This is a genomic window from Williamsia herbipolensis, assembly GCF_036153515.1.
Lineage (GTDB): Bacteria > Actinomycetota > Actinomycetes > Mycobacteriales > Mycobacteriaceae > Williamsia_A > Williamsia_A herbipolensis.
The window spans coordinates 1,074,072-1,093,053 of the sequence record NZ_CP108021.1 but is presented as its reverse complement, the minus strand read 5'-3'; the positions used below and the strand labels follow the sequence as shown (position 1 = coordinate 1,093,053).

General features: G+C 68.7%; 15 protein-coding genes. 13 read left to right on the top strand and 2 right to left on the bottom strand.

The genetic code is table 11. The features are described 5' to 3' along the window. Positions 1-59 precede the first annotated feature (59 nt). From OG579_RS04940 to OG579_RS04925, 4 genes are read left to right on the top strand one after another with little or no spacing between them, the layout of a single operon-like run. Positions 60-716 (top strand): acyltransferase, encoded by a 657-nt coding sequence (locus OG579_RS04940; RefSeq protein ID WP_045823160.1) that lies wholly within the window; start codon positions 60-62, stop codon positions 714-716. Between the two features lie 20 nt (positions 717-736). Beyond that, positions 737-1,867 (top strand): glycosyltransferase family protein, encoded by a 1,131-nt coding sequence (locus tag OG579_RS04935; protein ID WP_045823159.1) that lies wholly within the window; start codon positions 737-739, stop codon positions 1,865-1,867. Beyond that, on the top strand, positions 1,864-3,135 hold the full coding sequence (locus OG579_RS04930; protein WP_328858298.1) for a lipopolysaccharide biosynthesis protein: 1,272 nt from the start codon (positions 1,864-1,866) through the stop codon (positions 3,133-3,135). Before OG579_RS04935 ends, OG579_RS04930 begins: the two co-directional genes overlap by 4 nt. Then, entirely contained in the window at positions 3,132-4,238 is a 1,107-nt protein-coding gene (locus OG579_RS04925; protein ID WP_328858297.1) for a glycosyltransferase, read from the top strand. The genes OG579_RS04930 and OG579_RS04925 overlap by 4 nt, the downstream gene beginning before the upstream one ends. Positions 4,239-4,267: 29 nt before the next feature. Here OG579_RS04925 and OG579_RS04920 read toward each other — a convergent pair whose 3' ends face one another. After that, the gene (locus tag OG579_RS04920) at positions 4,268-5,794 is read right to left on the bottom strand and encodes a cellulase family glycosylhydrolase (RefSeq protein WP_328858296.1); all 1,527 of its coding nucleotides are present in this window, start codon (positions 5,792-5,794) and stop codon (positions 4,268-4,270) included. Positions 5,795-5,853: 59 nt separating this feature from the next. Next, positions 5,854-7,299, bottom strand: a complete 1,446-nt coding sequence (locus OG579_RS04915) for an O-antigen ligase domain-containing protein (protein ID WP_328858295.1) — start codon at positions 7,297-7,299, stop codon at positions 5,854-5,856. Between the two features lie 256 nt (positions 7,300-7,555). On the opposite strand from OG579_RS04915, the gene OG579_RS04910 reads away from it, so the two are divergent. The 9 genes from OG579_RS04910 (at position 7,556) to OG579_RS04870 (ending at position 18,979) form a co-directional block, all read left to right on the top strand. Continuing rightward, a complete protein-coding gene (locus OG579_RS04910) occupies positions 7,556-8,908 on the top strand; it encodes an AAA family ATPase (protein ID WP_328858294.1) in 1,353 nt (450 codons plus the stop codon). Positions 8,909-8,921: 13 nt separating this feature from the next. Beyond that, positions 8,922-10,247: an alpha/beta hydrolase family protein gene (locus OG579_RS04905; RefSeq protein WP_328858293.1), complete on the top strand. Its 1,326-nt coding sequence runs from the start codon at positions 8,922-8,924 to the stop codon at positions 10,245-10,247. Beyond that, positions 10,244-10,939, top strand: a complete 696-nt coding sequence (locus OG579_RS04900; RefSeq protein WP_328858292.1) for a YveK family protein — start codon at positions 10,244-10,246, stop codon at positions 10,937-10,939. Before OG579_RS04905 ends, OG579_RS04900 begins: the two co-directional genes overlap by 4 nt. Before the next feature lie 14 nt (positions 10,940-10,953). Then, entirely contained in the window at positions 10,954-12,225 is a 1,272-nt protein-coding gene (locus tag OG579_RS04895) for an alpha/beta hydrolase (protein WP_328858291.1), read from the top strand. A gap of 334 nt (positions 12,226-12,559) precedes the next feature. Beyond that, positions 12,560-13,855 carry an acyltransferase family protein gene (locus tag OG579_RS04890; protein WP_328858290.1) on the top strand — a complete coding sequence of 432 codons (1,296 nt, stop codon included), beginning with the start codon at positions 12,560-12,562 and terminating at the stop codon, positions 13,853-13,855. An 80-nt stretch (positions 13,856-13,935) separates the two neighbouring features. Further along, entirely contained in the window at positions 13,936-15,465 is a 1,530-nt protein-coding gene (locus OG579_RS04885) for a GH39 family glycosyl hydrolase (RefSeq protein ID WP_328858289.1), read from the top strand. Beyond that, positions 15,462-16,658: a lipase family protein gene (locus OG579_RS04880; RefSeq protein WP_328858288.1), complete on the top strand. Its 1,197-nt coding sequence runs from the start codon at positions 15,462-15,464 to the stop codon at positions 16,656-16,658. The genes OG579_RS04885 and OG579_RS04880 overlap by 4 nt, the downstream gene beginning before the upstream one ends. A 6-nt stretch (positions 16,659-16,664) precedes the next feature. Further along, positions 16,665-17,267, top strand: coding sequence for a TetR/AcrR family transcriptional regulator (locus OG579_RS04875; protein ID WP_045823156.1), 603 nt, complete (start codon positions 16,665-16,667; stop codon positions 17,265-17,267). Positions 17,268-17,476: 209 nt separating this feature from the next. Continuing rightward, complete coding sequence (locus OG579_RS04870) at positions 17,477-18,979, top strand: sugar transferase (RefSeq protein WP_328858287.1); 1,503 nt, start codon at positions 17,477-17,479, stop codon at positions 18,977-18,979. Positions 18,980-18,982: the final 3 nt, after the last annotated feature.

Below are 18,982 nucleotides of genomic sequence, written 5' to 3'. Positions count from 1 at the left end.
GGCGTGACCATGCCGAGCCCGTCGGGTGGACGACACCCGGTGACGAACAAGGAGAAGGTGTGACCGTCAGCAAGCAGTCCGATGCCGAGAAGTCGAGCGCGGCAGGCGAGCCCGCGAAGACCCTCACGCTTCCCGATCCGCCCGGGTGGAAGACCCGCTGGAGCTTCGAGGAACTGTCGGTCGGCTACAAGATCCGCAACCGGATCGGTGGCCTGCTGTTCAACTCGTTCGTCACCCACATCCCGTTCCACTTCATCCGTCGCAACTACCTGAAGCTGTTCGGCGCCACGATCGGCGAGGGGACCACCTTCCTGCGCGGCCTGCAGGTGTTCGACATCGACCTGCTCAACATCGGTGAGAACTGCTCGATCGGTTTCCGGGTGCTGTTCGACGCCCGCAGTGGTATCGCGATCGGCGACAACGTCGTCATCGCCAGCGACACGCAGTTCATCGCCGGCGGCCACGACCCCAATCACAAAGACTTCCCGCCGGTGTTCGCGCCGTTGCAGGTGGGCGACTACGCCTGGGTCGCGACCCGTGCCACCGTGCTCGGCGGCGCCCACATCGGCCGCGGTGCGGTCGTCGGTGCCTGCGCCTGTGTGACGCGCCCGGTCAACGACCTCGAGATGGTCGCCGGTGTGCCCGCCAAGGTGAAGTCGATGCGAGACCCCGACGCCCTGCAGTACACGCCGTACTACCGACCGCTGTTCTTCTGACGGGCCGCGGCCGCACGAACATGGTCGACCCCACACAGGAGCCGACGGCGTCCACACGCCGTCGGCCGTCCCGAGTCGTCTACGTCGCCCCGGAATCCACCGCGGGTGGTGTCGGGCACTACAGCGACGTCTTTGTCGAGGAGCTCCGGCGCCAGATCGACGACGTCATCGAGTTCCGCCATCCCGGCCCCGGCACCGACACGGTCGCCACGCTGCGCCGCCGACACCGCGCGATCCTCGAGGCGGTGGACGTCCCGGGCCCGGTCGCCCTGCACGCCGAGCTGTCCGGCGGGTCGGTCGAGTCGTTCTGGCCCACCGCGTTCGTCGAGCGCAGGGTGCCGTCGGTGGTGAGCACCGCGACGGTGCACGATCCACCCGGTGTCGTGTGGCTGCCCGGGCGGACGCGCCTGCTGTCGAAGTCGCGTGTGGCGAGCCATGCCCTGCACTATCCGGGGCGCCCGGTCACCCGGGCCGTGGAGCGTCGCGTGATCGGTGACCGCTCGATGTTTGCACTCACCCACGCCGGGGCCGACTCACTGCGCACGGCCTTCCCGCGGGCGACGGTGCACCACGTGCCCCTCCTCGTGCTCGACCGTCCCGAGATCGCCCCGGCCCACGAGCGTCCGCGCGCGGTCGGGATGTTCGGACTGGTGTACCGCGGCAAGGGATTCGAGCACATCTCGCGTATCCGGGCCGCCCTGGACCCGTCGATCGCCCTCCGCGTCGCCGGGCGGGGCACCGAGGCGTTGCCGCCGGTCGAGGGCGTCGAGATCCTCGGTGGTCTGGACGGTTCCGATCTCGACGACTTCTTCGGTTCGGTGCGGACGCTGCTCGTGCCCTACGGCCAGCGCACCCTCTACGGTCCGGTGTTCCCGGCCTCCTCGGTCGCCGCCCATGCCATCGCCTACCTGACCCCGCTGGTCAGCACCGCCCACGGTGCGCTGGCGGAGATGGCCGACGACGGTGGTGCGGTGGTCGTCGGCGGTCCCGCCGACGACGCCGACCCCATCCCGGCACTGAGCGCGGCCGCACAGTCCCTCGTCGACGACGACGCGCGGCTGCGCCGCCTAGTCGACGAGTTGACCGTGGTGCGCACCGACCGCAGCCCGCGCAACGTGGTCAACCGGTTCGTCGACGTCTGGTCGCGATGAGTTCGGCACCCGACACCGGTGCACCCGACGCCGGGGTGCCGGTCCTGTCCGGTCGTCAGCACATCACCAAGGCGCTCATCGCGGCCCTGTGGACCTACGGGGGACGCGGGACCGGACTGCTGTGGACCGCCTCGCTGATCGGGCAGGTGGGTGTCGGCGCCTACGGCCAGTACGCGATGGCGTATGCCGCGGGCGCGATCCTCTCCGCGCCCCTGGACAACCCCTTCGCGGTCCGGGCGATCCGCGAGAGCGAGGACCGGTTCGTCCGCGAGCGTTCGCTGCGCGTTCTCATCGCGTTGGCGATGATCATCCCCGGGTTGTTGCTGACGCCGTTCTCGTACATCGTCTGGTTCGGTCTGGTCGCCAGTGGTGGCGAGATGATCTTCAGCGCGTTGAAGAGTCGGCGGCTGCGCGACGGTCATCCCGACGTGGTCCAACGCTGGGACACCATCCGTCAGGTGTCGGCCGTGGTCCTCGGCGGCGCGTACCTCTATCTCGCCCCCGATCCCTCCCTGACCATCGCCAGCATCCTGTTCGTCATCCCGTATCTCGTGGTGGCGGTGCTGGCGGTCTGGACGATCCGCGGCGACCGCCCCCAGTTCCCCGGCCCGCCGAAGATCGCCGCGGTGCTGTTCGGGGAGAACCTGGCCGTGGCGCTCTACCTGCAGGGTGACGTCCTGCTGCTCGGATTCCTCACCGACAGCACCACCGTCGGCTACTACTCGATCGCCGTGGTCTGCGCGTGGGCGCTGGCACAGGTGGGTGCGGCCCTGGGCAGCACCTACCACGAGAAACTGCGCGACGGTGACGGCCGGGTGAGCTCGGGTCCGCCGATGCGCCACACCGTGATCCTGGCCGCCGCGGCCGGTTCGGTGTTGTTCGCGGCCGGCTTCGTGGCGCTGTTCCTCCCGGTGGCCACCGAGATCGCCGCCGCGATGATGATCATGTCGCTGTTCGTGTGCCTGCGCGTCGTGATCTTCGTCGACACCGTGATCCTGTCGATGCAGAGACGCGACATCGTGCGCAGCAGCGCCTACGCCATCGTGGTCGTGATCAAGCTGGCCATGGTCGCCGGCCTGGTGTGGGCCGGAGCGGTGGGCGCGGCGATCGCGACCGTGATCGCCGACATCATCCTGTTGACGGTGTTCACCATCGCGCTCCGCAGGCCCGTCGCCGACCCGATCACGACGGCGGACCCGATCGCAGGCGGCGGCACAGACGACGCCGTGTCACAGTCAGACGACGAGAAGGGGCCCACGAGGCGATGACGCGCGTCACCTACCTGCTGTCGAAGGATCCGGTCGTCGAGCACGGCGGCGACATAGCGTTGTCGCGCTTGATGATCGAGATCACGAAGACGTTCGCCGACGTGGAGACCATCTGCCTGTCGACCGCCGGCGACGCGCCGTCGGTGCCGGGGTTGACCCGCGTCATCAAGCCCGCGCCGTCGATGCGTCTGGTGCCGCGCAGCCTGGTGCACCGTCGCAGCATCGTGCACGAGCGCTACGACCACCCCGAGCTGCGGGCCACCATCGCCGCCCACCACGGTCGGTCGGATGTGTGGGTGGCCGAACACAGCTACATGGCCGAGAGCTATCTGCGGGCCCGCGAGCCCGGCGTGCGATTCGTCATCAACACCGTCAACACCGAGTCGCAGGTGTGGAAGGCGACACGCGGCATCATCGGACGTCTCCAGAGCCCCTTCATCCTGCGCGACGAGGTCCGTGTGGCCTGCGCGGCCGACGCCGTCGGCACCTACGACGCCGACGAGGCGCAGATGTACCGCGACGAGGGTGCGACGGGTGCGCGGTGGATCGACCTGACGATGCCGCCGGCCACGCGACTCGCGCTCGCCGACGCCGGGCCACGGCTGGTGTTCATGGGCACCCGTGACTGGCCGCCGAACCAGGAGGCCTTCGAGATCGCGCTGCGGCTGTGGCCCAGGATCGCCGAGGGGATCGAGGGCGCCGAGCTGTACATCGTCGGCGCGAAGGCGGCCAACGCGCCGGAGGTGACCTACCCCGACGGGGTCTTCGACCTCGGATTCGTCGACGACCTGCAGTCGTTCCTCTCCACCTGCCGGGCACTGATCGCGCCGGTCGCGACCGGCGGCGGGGTCCGGGTGAAGATCCTCGACGCCGCCAGCCGCGGGCTGCCGGTGATCGGTACCTCGGCGGCCATCGGGTCGCTCGGTCCGGTGTTCGACCTCGACCCGTTCGACGACGAGGCGCAGTTCGTCGAGCAGGCCCGCCGCTACCTGCGCGATGCGGCCCACGCCGAGACGCAGTCGCGCACACTGCACGACCGCAACGCGCAACGATGGGCCGACGGGGTCCCCCAGCGGGCCGTGCAGGACCTCATCTGCCCCTGACCGCTCAGCGGTCGACCATCCCCATGGCCTCAGCGCTGGAGCATCCCCATCCCTCCCCGGGTGGGGGTCCAGGTGATCGATCCGTTCTGGAACTGCACGCGGACGCCCCCGCCGGGCAGAGGTATCTCGTCGGTGGTCGCGAGCCCGTAGCGCGGATCCCACGCCGAGACGATCCCGTTGCCGATGACGTGGGTGCCGGTCGACGGTGAGCTGTAGATCCGCAGTGCCGCCGCGGTGTCCTGGTAGCCGTCGACGAAGAACGCGACGGGATAGGTGTCGTAGGCCGCCATCCGCGCCGCGATCTCCGCGGGCGAGGAGATCAGCCCCATCGGTGTCGAGAAGACGGTGACGTTCTCGTAGTAGCGCCCCAGGATGCCGGTCGAGGTGACCGGGACGACGGGACTGAGGATGCGGCCCCACCCGGGTTCGGCGTCGGCCGCACGGATCCGGCGGTCGACGACGGCGTCGGGTATCCCGTTGCGCGCGTAGGCCGAGAGGGTCGCGACGACCGGTTTGGGGGTCCCGTCGGAGCGTTCGAGGCCGAAGTTGTTCTCGGTGTCGCCGTCGCCGGTCGCCCGGTCGCGGTCGGTGTAGTAGAACACCGGGCCCACGTAGGGCAGTTCGATCCACTTCTGGATGAACTCGGGGATCCGCCGGGCCTGTTCGGCCTCGGAGACGTCGACGGTGGGGATGCCGAATTCGGTCGCCCAGATCTTTTTTCTCTCATCGCCATTAGCGATCATCAATTGTCGGAGTCCCGACAGTTGTCGGCCGGGGGAGTTCGGCAGGCGCCACCCGTCGGCGAGGCTGAGGTCGTATTTGTAGGGATGGAACGACAACGCATCGAAGTTGCCGGCCGCACCGTTGGCGTACATCGCGCCCAAGAATTTGACAGGGTTGATCGTCGATGCGGAATCGATCACCGGCCCGAGGCCGCCGGCCACGACGACGAGAGATCGATCCACCGCTTTGATCGCCTTGTAGGACGCCGTCAGCAGGGCGGTATAGGTGACCGGATCCGGCTGCGGCCCGTAGAACATTTCCGCGTTGGGCTCGTTCCAGATCTCGTAGTCGGCGATCTTCCCCTGGTAGCGACGGGCCACCGCGCCGGCGAACGCCGCGAACTGACCGGGGTCACGCGGCCGGACGTAGGGTCCGCTGCCCCCGGGTGCGGCGGCCCAGGCGGGGGTCGAGGACAGGGTCGCGAGGATCTTCACCTTCGCCCGCACGGCGTCGTCCACGATGCGGTCGGTGACCGTCCAGTCGAAGGAGTTCTCGTTGTCGGGCTGGATCAGCCCCCACTGGATGGGCAGTCGGATCGAGTCCAGGCCCGTGCGAGCAGCCAGGTCATAGCTGCTGCGGGTCTGCTCGGCGGAGTCGAAGTAGGGAGCTGTCGACAGCGCGATGCCCTGGGTGGTCCTGGACTCGTCGACGGCGATCGGGTTGGACGCGACACGGTCGCTCGGTGCGATGAGTACCCCGGGGACGGCGGTCGGATCGCTGCCGCAGGCGGCCGCGGTCAGACAGACGAGGACCATCGACACGAGCAGCGCCACGACGGAGGTGGGGTGCCGAGGCCCGCGCGCTGGAGGTGAGTGTGCGGGTGCCCGACGCCTCACTGCGCCCGGGCGTGCGCGGGCACGCGCGGGGGCACGATGTCGACGACGGGTGTCCGCGGAGCGGGTCTCGGCAGCGGCGGCGGGACGGGGCCGGGTCTGCCTCGTCCGACGTCGTCGAGGTCCATCGCCAATTCATGCGTGTATTTCAAGAAAGTCACCAACAATGACAGCGCCGCGACCGTGGCGGGAATGGTGACCGTGCCGATGTCCAATTGCATGGTGAGGAAGAAGAATCCGATGAAACCGCCGCCGTAGAAAGCCAGATTCCAATGGGTCGTCCGCAGACACTGATATGCGAGATAACTCGCATACAGGAATGTCAGCACAAATACTGTCGCCACGATCACGCCGCCGCGATATGTCGCCAAAAGGGGCGCATTCGCCACGAAATTGGTCGCGATCGATTTCGACGGGTCCTTGAATTCGATCAGCCCCCATCCGCGCCCGAACACCCATTTCCCGCCCATGTAGCCGGGGAAGTCCTTGAGGGCGTCGAGACGCGCGTTCGAGCCGGCGTCCTGCGACCCGAAGGAGCTGAAGATGCGGTTGCGGATCTTGGGTACCGCGATCGCGACGCAGAACCCGAGGAAGAAGACGCCGACGATCGACATGCGCTGGCGGGCGCTCAGGCTCGCGAACACCAACATGAGGACCACGCCGACGACCACGGCGAACAGCGACGCGCGGCTCAACGTGAGCGCGAGGGCGAGCAGCAGGATCGCGCCACAGGCGACCCGTCGCCAGCCGTCGAACACGACGGCACAGATCAGCGCGGCCACGAGGATGGCGATGCCCGCGGAGTTCGGCTCGAGGAAGGTGCCCGCCAGGCGGGCCACCGCACCGCTCTCGGTGTAGACGAAGAAGTTGTTGTCCTTCACGCCGTAACCCAGGATCGACAGTGCCTTGAGCACGCGACCGCCCGAGTCGCCGAACACGATGCCGATGGCGAGCAGGGAGGCCGCGGTCGCCGAGACCACGTAGACCTGACCGAACCTGCGCAGTTGGTCACGGGGGAGCCGCAGCAGCACGATGATCAGCAGCGTCGCGGTGGTCCACTTGACGTACTCCATGATGGCGATGAGGTTGAAACCGCTCGCCACCAGCGAGACGAACGACACCCCGACCAGGGTCAGCACCCAGCGTTCGAGGGTGCTGAACCCCGTGACCTCCCACGGATGGATGATCGTGGCGAGCAGGGAACCCATCGCGAAACTGAAGACCATGGGGACGTGTACACCCGGCAGGTATCCGGCGGGGAACATCCCGGCGACGAACGCCAGGAGCCACAGCAGCCAGATGGGGTGACGTAATCCCACGTACACGCCGACGATCATCGCCAGACCGGCCAGGGTCGCCTTCAGGGCCGACCCGCCGAGGTAAATCGCACCGAATGCGGCGAGCAGAGCAACTGCGACCACGATGACGCGATAGACGACCTTCACGTGGGCAATCTTTGCATCTCGATCCGGGAGTGCAAGTCGGTATGGTCGTTCGGGCATCCCCGGCGCGTCGGTGAACGTCGGGTTAGGGTTGTCCGGGCATGGCAGGCGAGGTCTTCATCGCGCATTGTCGTATCGTTCGGGTCGGTGGTCGTGTTCGATCGTGGCCCCGTCGGAGATGGACCATGTTCCTGTCGACGACGAATCGTTCATCAGTTTTCTGGCCGGATCTCCATCCGGCCTGAAGGGAGTCCATCGCGTGGCTATTCGCGAGTATGTACGGATATTCGTGAAGTTCTGGTGGGTGATCGTGGTGTTCGCCGTGATCGGCGCGGCCGGCGGATACGCCTACAGCGTCTTCTTCCAGGACTCCGGGTACGCCGCGACGTCGCGACTGTTCGCGACGGCCGAGGGTGGGTCGTCGGTGGGCGAGTCCTACCAGAACAACCTCTTCGCACAGGAGCGCGTCAACTCCTACGCCGCGATCGCCACCAGCGATCAGGTGGCGCGCCGTGCGTCGGCCGCACTCGGTGGGGCGGTCAGCGCCGACACCCTGCGCGCCCACACCACCGCGGCGGCCATCGACAAGACGGTCATCATGGCCGTGACCGTCACCGACGCCTCGCCGCGCCGCGCGCAGTCCTACGCCAACGCCGTCGCGCAGCAGACCGCCGTCGTGGTCCAGGAACTCGAGACGTCGCGTCGTGGCGGTGGCGCCGCGGCGACGGCCATCGTCCTCGACGACGCGGATCTGCCGTCGACCCCCGTCGGGTTCTCGGTGTGGATCCTGCTGATCATGGGTGTGGCGGCCGGTCTGGTCGTGGGCATCCTCGTCGCGGTCGGTCTGGCCCTGCTCGACCGCCGGGTGCGCGACAGCGCCGCGGTCACCACCAGCAGCGGACACCACCTCCTCGCCGAGATCCCGACGAGCGACCTCTACGTCGAGGCCGCCGTCACCGGCAGTGGCGAGGGTATGGAGCCCTTCCGCACGTTGCGCACCAACATCCGCTTCATCGGGGCCGCCGCGTCGGCCAACGGGACCTCGCCGCGCGTCATCACCGTCACCGGCCCCGGCGCGGGTGTCGGTCGCACGACCGTCGCGCTCGGACTCGCCGGCGTGCTGGCCGACTCCGGCCACGACGTCCTGCTCATCGACGCCGACCTCGCGGGCAACGGCATCGCCCGGGCCATCTCCATCACCTCCGACAAGGGTCTGTCGTCGGCCGTGGTGGGCGAGGGCGACCTCGTGTCGAACGTGGTGCGTCTGCGCGAGAACCTCGCCGTGCTGCCCGCGGGCAAGCGCCCGCCGACCGCCGGCGAGCTCATCTCCTCGGAGGGCTTCGACGAGGTGCTCGCCCAGGCCCGTCGCCGTTTCGATTTCGTCGTGCTCGACACCCCCGCCACCGACGCCTCGACGTCGGCGGCGGTGTGCGCCGCGCTCTCCGATGCGACCGTGGTACTCGCGCGGCTCAACCGGACCACCCGACCCGGCCTGAAGTCGTCGGTCGAGTCGCTGGTGGCGCTCGGTGTCCAGGTGGTCGGTGTGGCCGTCACCCACGCCGCGGTGTCGGGTGCATCGGAGAAGGCCACCGCCGGCTCGGAGCGTGGATGAGCGGGTCACGGGCATGACACGACCGCACCGGCGGTCGACGGACGCCGCATCGGTGCGGCGCCGTCCGAATCGTCGGACGGCTCGGTCGATCCTGCTCGGTGCCACCACGATGCTCGTGGTCGCGGTGACCGCGGCCTGCTCGGTGTCGCCGCCGGACAACACCTCGGTGCCCATCAACCCCTCGGTGTCGGGGCCCGCGCTCGTGTCGCAGTATCCGAACGTGACGCTCACGGCTCCGCGTGATTCGCGCGGCCCCGGCGGCGTCGTCGCACTCCAGGACCCGCCCACCCCCGTCGACCCCGACCTCACCTCGGTCGGGGTGTCGATCCGGCGGATCGTCTACCGCTCGACCTCCGGACTCGACAACTCGCCGACCGAGGTGTCGGGCATCGTGGTCGTGCCCAACGGTCCTCCGCCCGACGGCGGCTGGCCGGTCGTCGCCTACGGTCGCCCGAACTCGGGCATCCAGCCGCAGTGCGCGCCGTCGCTGTTCGGGTCGATGCTCGGCAACGCCGAGGTCATGGCCAACATCGCCGTGTCCGGTTATGTCGTGGTCATGTCCGACTACCAGGGCATCGGTCAGAGCGGTCCGGTCGTACCGTTCCTCGACGCGACGACCTACGGCAACAACCTCATCGACGCCGTGCGCGCCGCACACGCCCTCAACCCGACCGTGATCAGCACCAAGTGGATCTCCTACGGCGGCGCCCTCGGCGGTCTGGCGTCGTGGGCCGCCGGTGACCGCTCGGTGGCCTACGGCCAGGGGCTCGACCTGCTCGGGTCCGCGTCGATCGCCCCCTGGGCCAACATGACCGGACTGGTCGACCGCGCGGTCAGCGGAACCCTCAACCCCGCGCAGTACTCGGTGTACATCTACACCCTGCAGTCGATCGCCGACTCGAACCCGTCGATGAACCTCGACGACTACCGCTCGCCGTATGCGCGCAGCATCTGGCCGACGCTGCTGCAATGTCTGCCCACCGCGCGCACGTCGGTCGAGGACATCGGGCGGGCGATCACCTCGCTGGGTCCCGACGATCTGAAACCGAACTCGATCGCCGCCGCGGCGTTCCTGAAGTCGCGCATCGCCGCCCGTGCACTCCCCGTGGGGGCGAACAAGCAGCCGGCGCTGATCATCTACGGCACCGACGATCAGGTCGCCGACGTCGGTCCGACCGAGGCCGCCATCACCCAGGCCTGCCAGGACGGTCAGCGACTGTTCGTGGTCCGGCGCGCGGGGGAGACCCAGGAGGACCTCAAGGCCGACCAGGCCGTGGACTTCGTCAACACCCTGCGACTCGGCGGCGGCAACGTGACGAACTGCGGGGATCGCCCGTGAAGTCCCCCTCCACGTCGACCATGACCGACTACGGCCGCATCCTGCGCCGGTCGTGGATCACCGTGCTCATCGCCGTCGTCGGCGGCATGGCCGTCGGATGGTTCGCCCAGAGCATGGAGAAGCCGGAGTACACGAGCCAGGCCGTGATGGTCGCGAAGGCGCCCGGACCGCCGTCGGTCGTCGCGGCGTACGCCAGTGATCTGTCCGGCCGCGCCGAGATCGAGACCATGCGCAACCTCGCGCTGTCGCAACAGGTCCTGTCGCGGGTTCTCGTCGCCGACCGGGCGAAGGTGCTCGGTGAGGGCGCGACCACCGCCGATCTCGCCTCGCGCATCACCGTCTTCCCGGTGCCCAACAGCGCGGTGTTCCGCATCGTCACCACCGGTGACACCGCGCAGGCGGCCACCACGCTGGCCTCGTCGATGGCCGATCAGATGCGACAGGTGGTGAGCGAACTCGAACCCGAGGGCTCCGAGTCGGTGCAGTCGGAGCTGTTCGTCGTCGACGCCGCCACCCCGGCGGGCGCCGCCACCGAGACCAGCCTGACGCAGGCGATCGGACTCGGCGGCGCCATCGGGTTCGCCGTCGCGGCGATCGCGCTCATCGGGGCGAACATGATCGGCAACCGGGTCGGTGACGGCCGCGACGCCCTGCACACACTGCGCGATGTCCGAGGACTGAGGAAAACATGACGATGCGGAGACCTGTGACGAAGCGCGACACCGACCGATCGCGCGGACCGGTGGTCGGGCGGGTTCGCTCACTGGCGGTGATCGGTTGTGTCGCAGCGGTGCTCGCCACGACCGTGGCCTGTGGCTCGGATTCCGACAGCGCCGACTCCGATCCCGCCCAGTCGACCATCGGCGCGCCACTGGCCGTCGACACCCGTGACACCGGGGTCGGTTCCATCGTCAGCGCCAACGAGATGCCGCTGCTCGACCGGCGCGTGAGCGCCGCGTCGTCGATCGCCGCCCGCGTGGTCTACCGCTCGACCTCGGGCATCGACGACAGCCGCACCGAGGTCTCGAGCGCCATCTTCATCCCGTCGGGAACGCCTCCCGCCGGTGGGTGGCCGGTCATCGCGCTCGGCCACGGCACCACCGGTGTGCTCGGCGAGTGCGGACCGACCCTCGATCCGACCCTGCTGGGGATCTCGATCATCGCCAGCGGTCTCGTCAGCCAGGGTTTCGCGGTCACCGTCTCGGACTATCAGGGCCTCGGCGCACCCGGTGTGACCGAACCGACACACCCGTACCTCGACGCCGCGACCGAGGGCATGAACGTCATCGACTCGGTGCGCGCCGCTCGTCGTCTGTCGCCGTCGGTGTCCAACCGATGGGCGGCTCTCGGCACCTCGCAGGGCGGGCAGGCGGTGTTCGCGGCCAACGAGCTCGCCGGCACCTACGCCCCCGATCTCGACCTCCTCGGCACCGCAGCCGCGTCGCCGCCGCTCGACATCGCGCCACTGGCGCAGGCTGCGGCACAGCGCAAGCTCACCGAGGACCAGCGCGGCCTCATGCAGTGGATGCTGCTGGTGCTCAAGCACGAGAACCCGAACCTCGACCTGGACTCGTACCGTCGGGGCGTCGTGGAATCGAACTGGGATCTGTTGTCGCAGTGCAGCCCTGCGTTCACCGAGCGTCGCGCGGCGGTCATCAAGGAGATCACTCCCGACGACCTCACGCCGTCGTCTACCGAGGCCACCGCCGCGCTCACCGAACTCCTCGCACGGCGCAGCCTGCCGGTGCGCCGGGCCGCGGCACCGATCCTGGTGCTCTACGGCGGACGCGATCAGTTGGTGACGCCGCAGTGGACCACCGACGCCGTCGTGCGCGCGTGCCGTCTGGGCGACACCATCCAGTCGGTGCTCCAGCCCGACCGCGGCCACGCCGACATCGACATCTCGATCGCGACGAGCTGGCTGCAGAACCGGTTCAACAACCGGGCCGTCGTCAACGACTGCGGTCGCCTGACCTGAGACGGGCGGTTCGTCCGAGTGGTGACCGTGTCGTACGGCGGTTAGGGTTGCCGAGTGGGGCCGGGTACACCGACTCCCACAGGGGGTGGCCGGGGGGCCTGCGAAACCGTGCGACGGCTTCTACCATCACTCTCGTGACCTCGTCGCGGTGATGCATCGGCAGTATGTGCCGGTCCGTGACGCCAGCTCGTCTCCGCGCACACATGTGCCGGGGCCCGCAGACCACGAAACGGACGGTGACGGTGAACACCTCAGCGCAGCTCGAGACCGGGGCCGCCAGTTCGTCGACGACCGCTCGACCCGCCGCCGTGTGGCGTGTGGTGGGGCCGACGCCGTGACCGCCGACACCCCGCACCGAACCGGACACGTCCCGGTCGTGCCGGCCTCCGCGATCTCCGGGACCCCGGTCACGGCCACGGTGGCGCCGCGTCGTCGCGGTCGCATCAAGGGGCTCGACGGGCCGCGTGGCATCGCCTGCATCGCCGTCCTCACCGTCCACGTCGCGGCGCACTACTCGCCCGACACGACCGTGGACAGCAAGATCGGGATCCTGGGTCAGGCGCTCATCTTCTTCTTCGGACTCTCGGGCTTCCTGCTCTTCCTGCCCTTCGTCCGGGCCCTGTTCCTCGGCGCCCCGAAGCAGCCCGACGTGCGACAGTTCGTCATACATCGCCTGTTGCGGATCTTCCCCGTCTACATCGTCATCTTCCTGATCGCGAACTTCGCCCTGCAGGCCGCCTACCTCACCAACGCGGAGAAGTCGCTGGTCATCGGTTCGCAGGCCGGCACCGGCATGATCACCGACCCGTGGACATTCGTCGCCAATCTCTTCCTGGTGCAGACGTACTTCCCGAGCCTCATCCAGACCGGCGTGAACCCGTCGTGGTCGCTGACACTGGAGTACGCGTTCTACTTCGCGCTGCCGATCGTGGGTGCGCTGATGTTCGCGCTACGGCGGCGGATGAGGTGGAACCCGGTGGTCATCGGGCTGATCCCCCCGATCCTGTTCGTCATCATCGGTATCGCGGGCAAGGTGTTCGCCTACTACCTCGCGCACCGTGCCGGCATCACCGACATCGCCGAGCAGAACTTCGGGGCCAACTGGTCCGCGGTGGTGCTGCGCAGCTTCCTCGGCGGCAGTGACGCCTTCGCCTTCGGTATGGCGGCGGCCGTGCTGTTCGTCGCCGTCGAGGTCGGCCCCGAGGGATCGCGACTCGGCACGCGGTTGCGGCGGTGGTCGGTCGCCGGGCTGGTCGTGTCGACGGTCGCGATGTTGGCGCTCCTCGCGCTCAAGTCGAACTTCCAGGTGACCGCGACCGGCCTGGCCGCAGGTCTGTTCATCCTGATCATCGTGCTGCCGTTGGCCGAGGGGCGCCGCTCCCGGATGGCCGACATCCTCGACTTCGCGCCGTTCGAGTACCTGGGCAAGATCTCGCTGGGCATCTACCTCTGGCACTTCCCGCTGCTGATCGCACTCGGACGATGGGGCCTGCTCGCGGGTGACAGCGTGGGCGGCATGCTCGGCAACCTGGCCATCGTCGGCGTCCTCTCGGTGGCCTGTGCCGCCGTGACCTACCGCTTCGTGGAGGAGCCCGGGCTGAAATACGCCCGCAAGTTGCGCATCAAGTAGCGGGGTTTCGCTAGAGTCAATTTATTAACGACCATCAACGTCCACTTAGACGACGTCACGGCCGGGGCGCTCCGTCGGCGATGGTCGCTGTCCTCGTCGCGTTGATCGTGCTCACCACCGCGTGCGGTACCGATCCCGCCGGCGACACCACCACCTCGACCGAGTCGACCCGTCCCACACCTGTGGCCGCGGCACCGGAACTGGTGCCCATCGGCGTGAACGGCGGCAGCATGCTGATCGTCGAGGATGACACCGTTCTCGAACGGTCCCTGTCGGCGATGAACGACCTCGGGGTCCGCAGTCTGCGTCTGGACATCGCCTGGCCTTTCGTCGAACCCGTGGAGGGTGTCTTCAACTGGGCGCCGGTCGACCGGGTCGTCGACGCCGCGAGAGCACACGGGATCGACGTCGTCGGCGTGATCGACTACACCCCGCGCTGGCAGACCGGTGGATCCTCGCAGTTCACCCGTCGCCCGGCCTCGGCCACCGCATTCGGCCGATTCGCCGGCGACGTGGCCGAGCACTACTCGGGTCGGGTGTCCACGCTCGAGATCTGGAACGAACCCAACGGCGGGTACTTCTTCCGTCCGGGGCCCGACCCGGTGTTCTACACGTCGATGCTCAAGGCGGCTTACCGGCAGATCAAGGCGGCGGACCCACGGATCACCGTCCTCGGCGGCTCGGTCGCCACCGCCGTCGACACCTCCACGACGATGAACGGCCGGACGTTCGTCGAGAAGATGTACGCCGCCGGGGCGGGGCGGTACATGGACGCGCTGTCGGTGCATCCGTACTCCTATCCGACCTCGTACTCCACCGACCCCCTCGACCCGGACGGGGCGATGCGGATGGTGGCCGGGATGTACTCGGTCATGCAGGCACACGGCGACGGCGACAAGAAGATCTGGGCCACCGAGGTGGGCTTTCCGACCTCGGGCACACCGATCTCCGACGCCGCGACGCAGGCGGCGATCATCACCGAGTCGATCCGCGAGTGGTCGCAGCTGTCGTTCGCGGGCCCGATCCTGGTCCAGGAACTGCGTGACCGCAAAGACGACTCCTCCGACCGCGAGGACACCTTCGGCATCATGCGCGTCGACTTCTCGGCCAAGCCCCTCTACACCTCACTCAAGAGCCTCATCGCCGGCGATCTCAACGACGACGTCGTGTACCAGCGTGTGCTGGGGGCGTCCTCGCGTGCCCAGTTCCCGATCGGCGGCCCGGTCACCCCGTGGTATCGCCAGTCGTCACCGCGCGGTACGCAACAGATCCGGCAGGAGTTCACCGGGGGAGCGGTCACCTGCTGGATGGACCGCTGCTTCGCCTCGCCGACCGCCGTGGTGACCGCCATGGACCGGGCCGGATCGACGCCCACCGGTCCGATGGTCGACGGACGGCAGCCCGTCGACGATCTGGTGCCCACCGAGTACTTCTGGTCACCGCAGACCGGCGCGCACCCGCTGTCGGGTGAGATGCTGGACGCATGGCGACCGCAGTTCGGACTACCGATGACCGATGAGTTCCGCGACGGCGACACCACCGTGGTCCGGTGCCAGTTCGCGACCCTGCGCAGGCCGGGTCGTGGCTCGGTAACCGTGGACCCGGTGTGAAGAGGCCCGCAGGGCTCACCCGACCGGTCACATGGAGCATCGCGATCATCCTGGTGCTCGTCGTGGCCGTGGTGGTCGTGCTCGTCGTGGGGCTGTCGACCCCCGACGGCACCGACAACCCCGCCCGCGGCGGTGACACCCCCGGTTCGGTGCTCTCGGCGAAGCCGATGGACGACCTCCCGCTGTTGATGAAGCTCGGGAAGGTGAAGGGCTCGGTGGTCCAGTACGTGTCCACCGACTCGTCCGGCAAGCGCACCCGCGTGAGCGGCACCGTCTTCAAACCGGGTGGTGAGGCGCCCGCGGGCGGCTGGCCCGTCGTGGCGGTCGCGCACGGGACGCTCGGCATCAACACCGAGTGCGGACCGTCGTCGTCGAGCGACCTGCACGGGCTGATCGGCCTCGCGCAGGGACTCCTGGGCGCCAAGTACGCCGTCGCGATCGCCGACTACCAGGGACTGGGCGCGGCAGGGGTCCACCCGTACCTGGACTCGGACACGGCGGGCCGCAACGTCATCGACTCGGTGCGTGCACTGCGCTCGGTGTTCGACGACATCTCCCCGCGGTGGGGAGGTTTCGGATCCTCGCAGGGCGGTGGCGCGATCTGGGCCGCCGACGAGGACGCGCGCACCTACGCTCCCGAACTCGATCTCGTCGGCGTCGTCGCCGGCGTCCCCGCCGCCGATGTCGTGGGACTCGTCGCGAAGGCCCGCGCCGGCACCCTCACCCGTGATCAGGCCCCGGCCCTGCAATGGATCGTCGAGGCGGCCGCGCGGTCACACCCCGACATCGTCCGCGACGACTACCGCAGCGGCAGCGCGGTCACGAACTGGGACGTGCTCTCGGCGTGCGCGGGCCCGCTGGTCAGTCGACGCAACGCCGCCGCCGACGCGCTCGGGCCGTTCGACCTCGCCCCCCGCACCGATGAGGCGGCCGCCCGTCTCACCGACCTCCTGAGGTCGTACGCGTTGCCACGCAAGGCCATCAGTGCACCGATGTACGTGCTCTACGGCGATGCCGACACCTACATCGACAAGGCCTGGACGAAGGCCGCGGTCGCGAAGGCCTGCGCGCTCGGCGACCGCCTCACCATCAGTGAGCAGGCGGGCAAGGGGCACGGCGACATCGACCTCGACAACGCGCTGCCGTGGTTGCAGTCGCGGTTCGCCGGCGCGACCTCCGAGCAGGACTGCTGAACCGCTGTGTCGGCGGTAGTCGGGAACGGCCGATCCGAGCCCACCGCACGTGATGTCGCCAAGGCGGCACGCCGTGCCGAGATCCTGCGCGCCGCAGCCCATCTCATGGCTCGCCGCGGGTACGCGGCCGTTCGGTTGGAGGACATCGGCGCCGAGGTCGGTATCAGCGGGCCGGCCATGTATCGGCATTTCGACGGCAAACACGACCTGCTCGCGCAGCTGCTGATCGACGTGTCGCGTCGGCTGCTCGACGGCGGACGGGCCGCGCGCGCCGCGCCCGGGGCGGCGGAGGTCCTGGGAGCCCTGATCGACCGGCACGTCGATTTCGCGGTGTCCGAACCCGATCTCATCGAGGTCCAGTTCCGCGATCTGTCCTCGCTCGACACCGACGCACGGCACCTCGTGCGCCGCCTGCAGCGTGAGTACGTCGACATCTGGGCCGACGTCCTCGTGGAGCACCTCGAGGTGCCCCGAGACGAGGCGCGGACCAGGGCGCACGCGGTCTTCGGTCTGATCAACTCATCGCCACGGCTGCGCGATGTGCCCACCCCGCGGGTGCGCGATCTGCTCGTCGCGATGGCGCGCGCCGCCGCCGAGCAGCGGAGCTGACCTCCCCGATCGGTGGGTCCAGTTCACCTGGCGGCGCCCCTGATGGACGTCTGTACGTAACGCCGGTCCCGCAGAATGAGATGTAGCCGTCAAGACCCCGTACAAGCACGCTCACCGCGCGGGGAAACCAGTTAGGCTGTCAAACCAGTTCGTCGCCATCGGAGTAGGTCGGACACCGGCACGCCGGTGCTCGACAGGAGAGGAGTGTCGTGACCTCGCTGCCCTTCCGCCCGCACGCACGCTCCACCGTCCCCGCGACCGACGCCCGCTTCGTCCAGCCGCGTTCCCAGCACTGGATGTACAAGTACGCCGCCCGCGCCCGCATCGTCGACCTCGTCGTCATCACCGTGGCCGTCGCGACCGCTCTCATCGTGCGTTTCGGATATCACCTGACCCACACCCTCGGTCGCTTCAGCTGGCCCGCCATCTTCGTCGCGGGCGCGATCGTCGTGTGGTGGTTCGGGATGCTGCGCATCACCCAGAGCTCGGACCGTCGTGTGCTGGGGAGCGGCCCCAACGAGTACAGCCGGGTGCTCACCTCCTCGGTGACCACGTTCGGCGTGTTCGCGATCGTCGATCAGCTGATGGCCCTGAGCGTCGCGCGCGGCTTCCTCGCCATCGCGTTCCCGCTCGGCACGGCACTGCTGCTGCTGAGCCGCTGGAGCATGCGGCGCTACCTCGTCAGCATGCGTCGATCCCGCAAGTACCTCGAACGCGTGCTCATCATGGGCGGCGTGCGTTCCGCCCGACCGCTGATCGACCGACTCGAGGCCAGTCCGGAGCTGGGGTTCGAGGTCGTCGGGCTGTGCGTGCCGGTCGAGAAGCCGACCGATCCCGAGATCATCGAGTCGTGCGGACGGCTGATCCCGGTGTTCGGGGACTTCTCCGACGCCCGCAGCGCGGTCGCCCTGTCGGGTGCCACCACCGTCGCGGTCACCTCCGCCGAGGTCCTCGGGCACTCCGCGATGCGGGAACTGTCGTGGGATCTCGACGACATGGACGTCGAGATGCTCGTGTCGCCCGGTGTCACCGACGTCGCCGGCCCGCGCATGATGGTGCGGCCCGTCGCAGGACTCCCGCTGCTGCACATCGACAAGCCCGCCTACGAGGGTGCGAACCGTTTCCTCAAGTCGGCCTTCGACCGCAGTGCCACCGCGGTCCTGCTGATCCTGCTCTCGCCGGTGATGCTCGCCTGCGCGATCGCCATCAAGCTGAGCTCGCCGGGGCCCGTCTTCTACCGCGGCGAACGCGTCGGACTGGGCAACGAGCCGTTCCCGATGTGGAAGTTCCGGTCCATGGTCGTCGGCGCCGATGCGCAGCGTCAGATGTTGGCAGGCCAGAGTCAGGGCAACGGCGTCCTGTTCAAGATGGCCGACGATCCCCGCGTCACCCGGGTCGGCAAGTTCCTGCGCAAGTACAGCCTCGACGAACTGCCACAGTTGTTCAACGTGATGGGCGGCTCCATGAGCCTCGTCGGACCGCGTCCGCCGCTCCGCGAAGAGGTCGAGACCTACGACCACGTCGTGACGCGCCGGATGCTCGTGCGTCCCGGCATCACCGGACTGTGGCAGGTCTCGGGTCGCTCAGACCTCTCGTGGGAGGAGTCGGTGCGTCTGGACCTCTCCTACGTGGAGAACTGGTCGATCATGCAGGACATCCTCATCCTGTGGCGCACCGCGAAGGCCGTCGTCTCGCGCGACGGCGCCTACTGACCC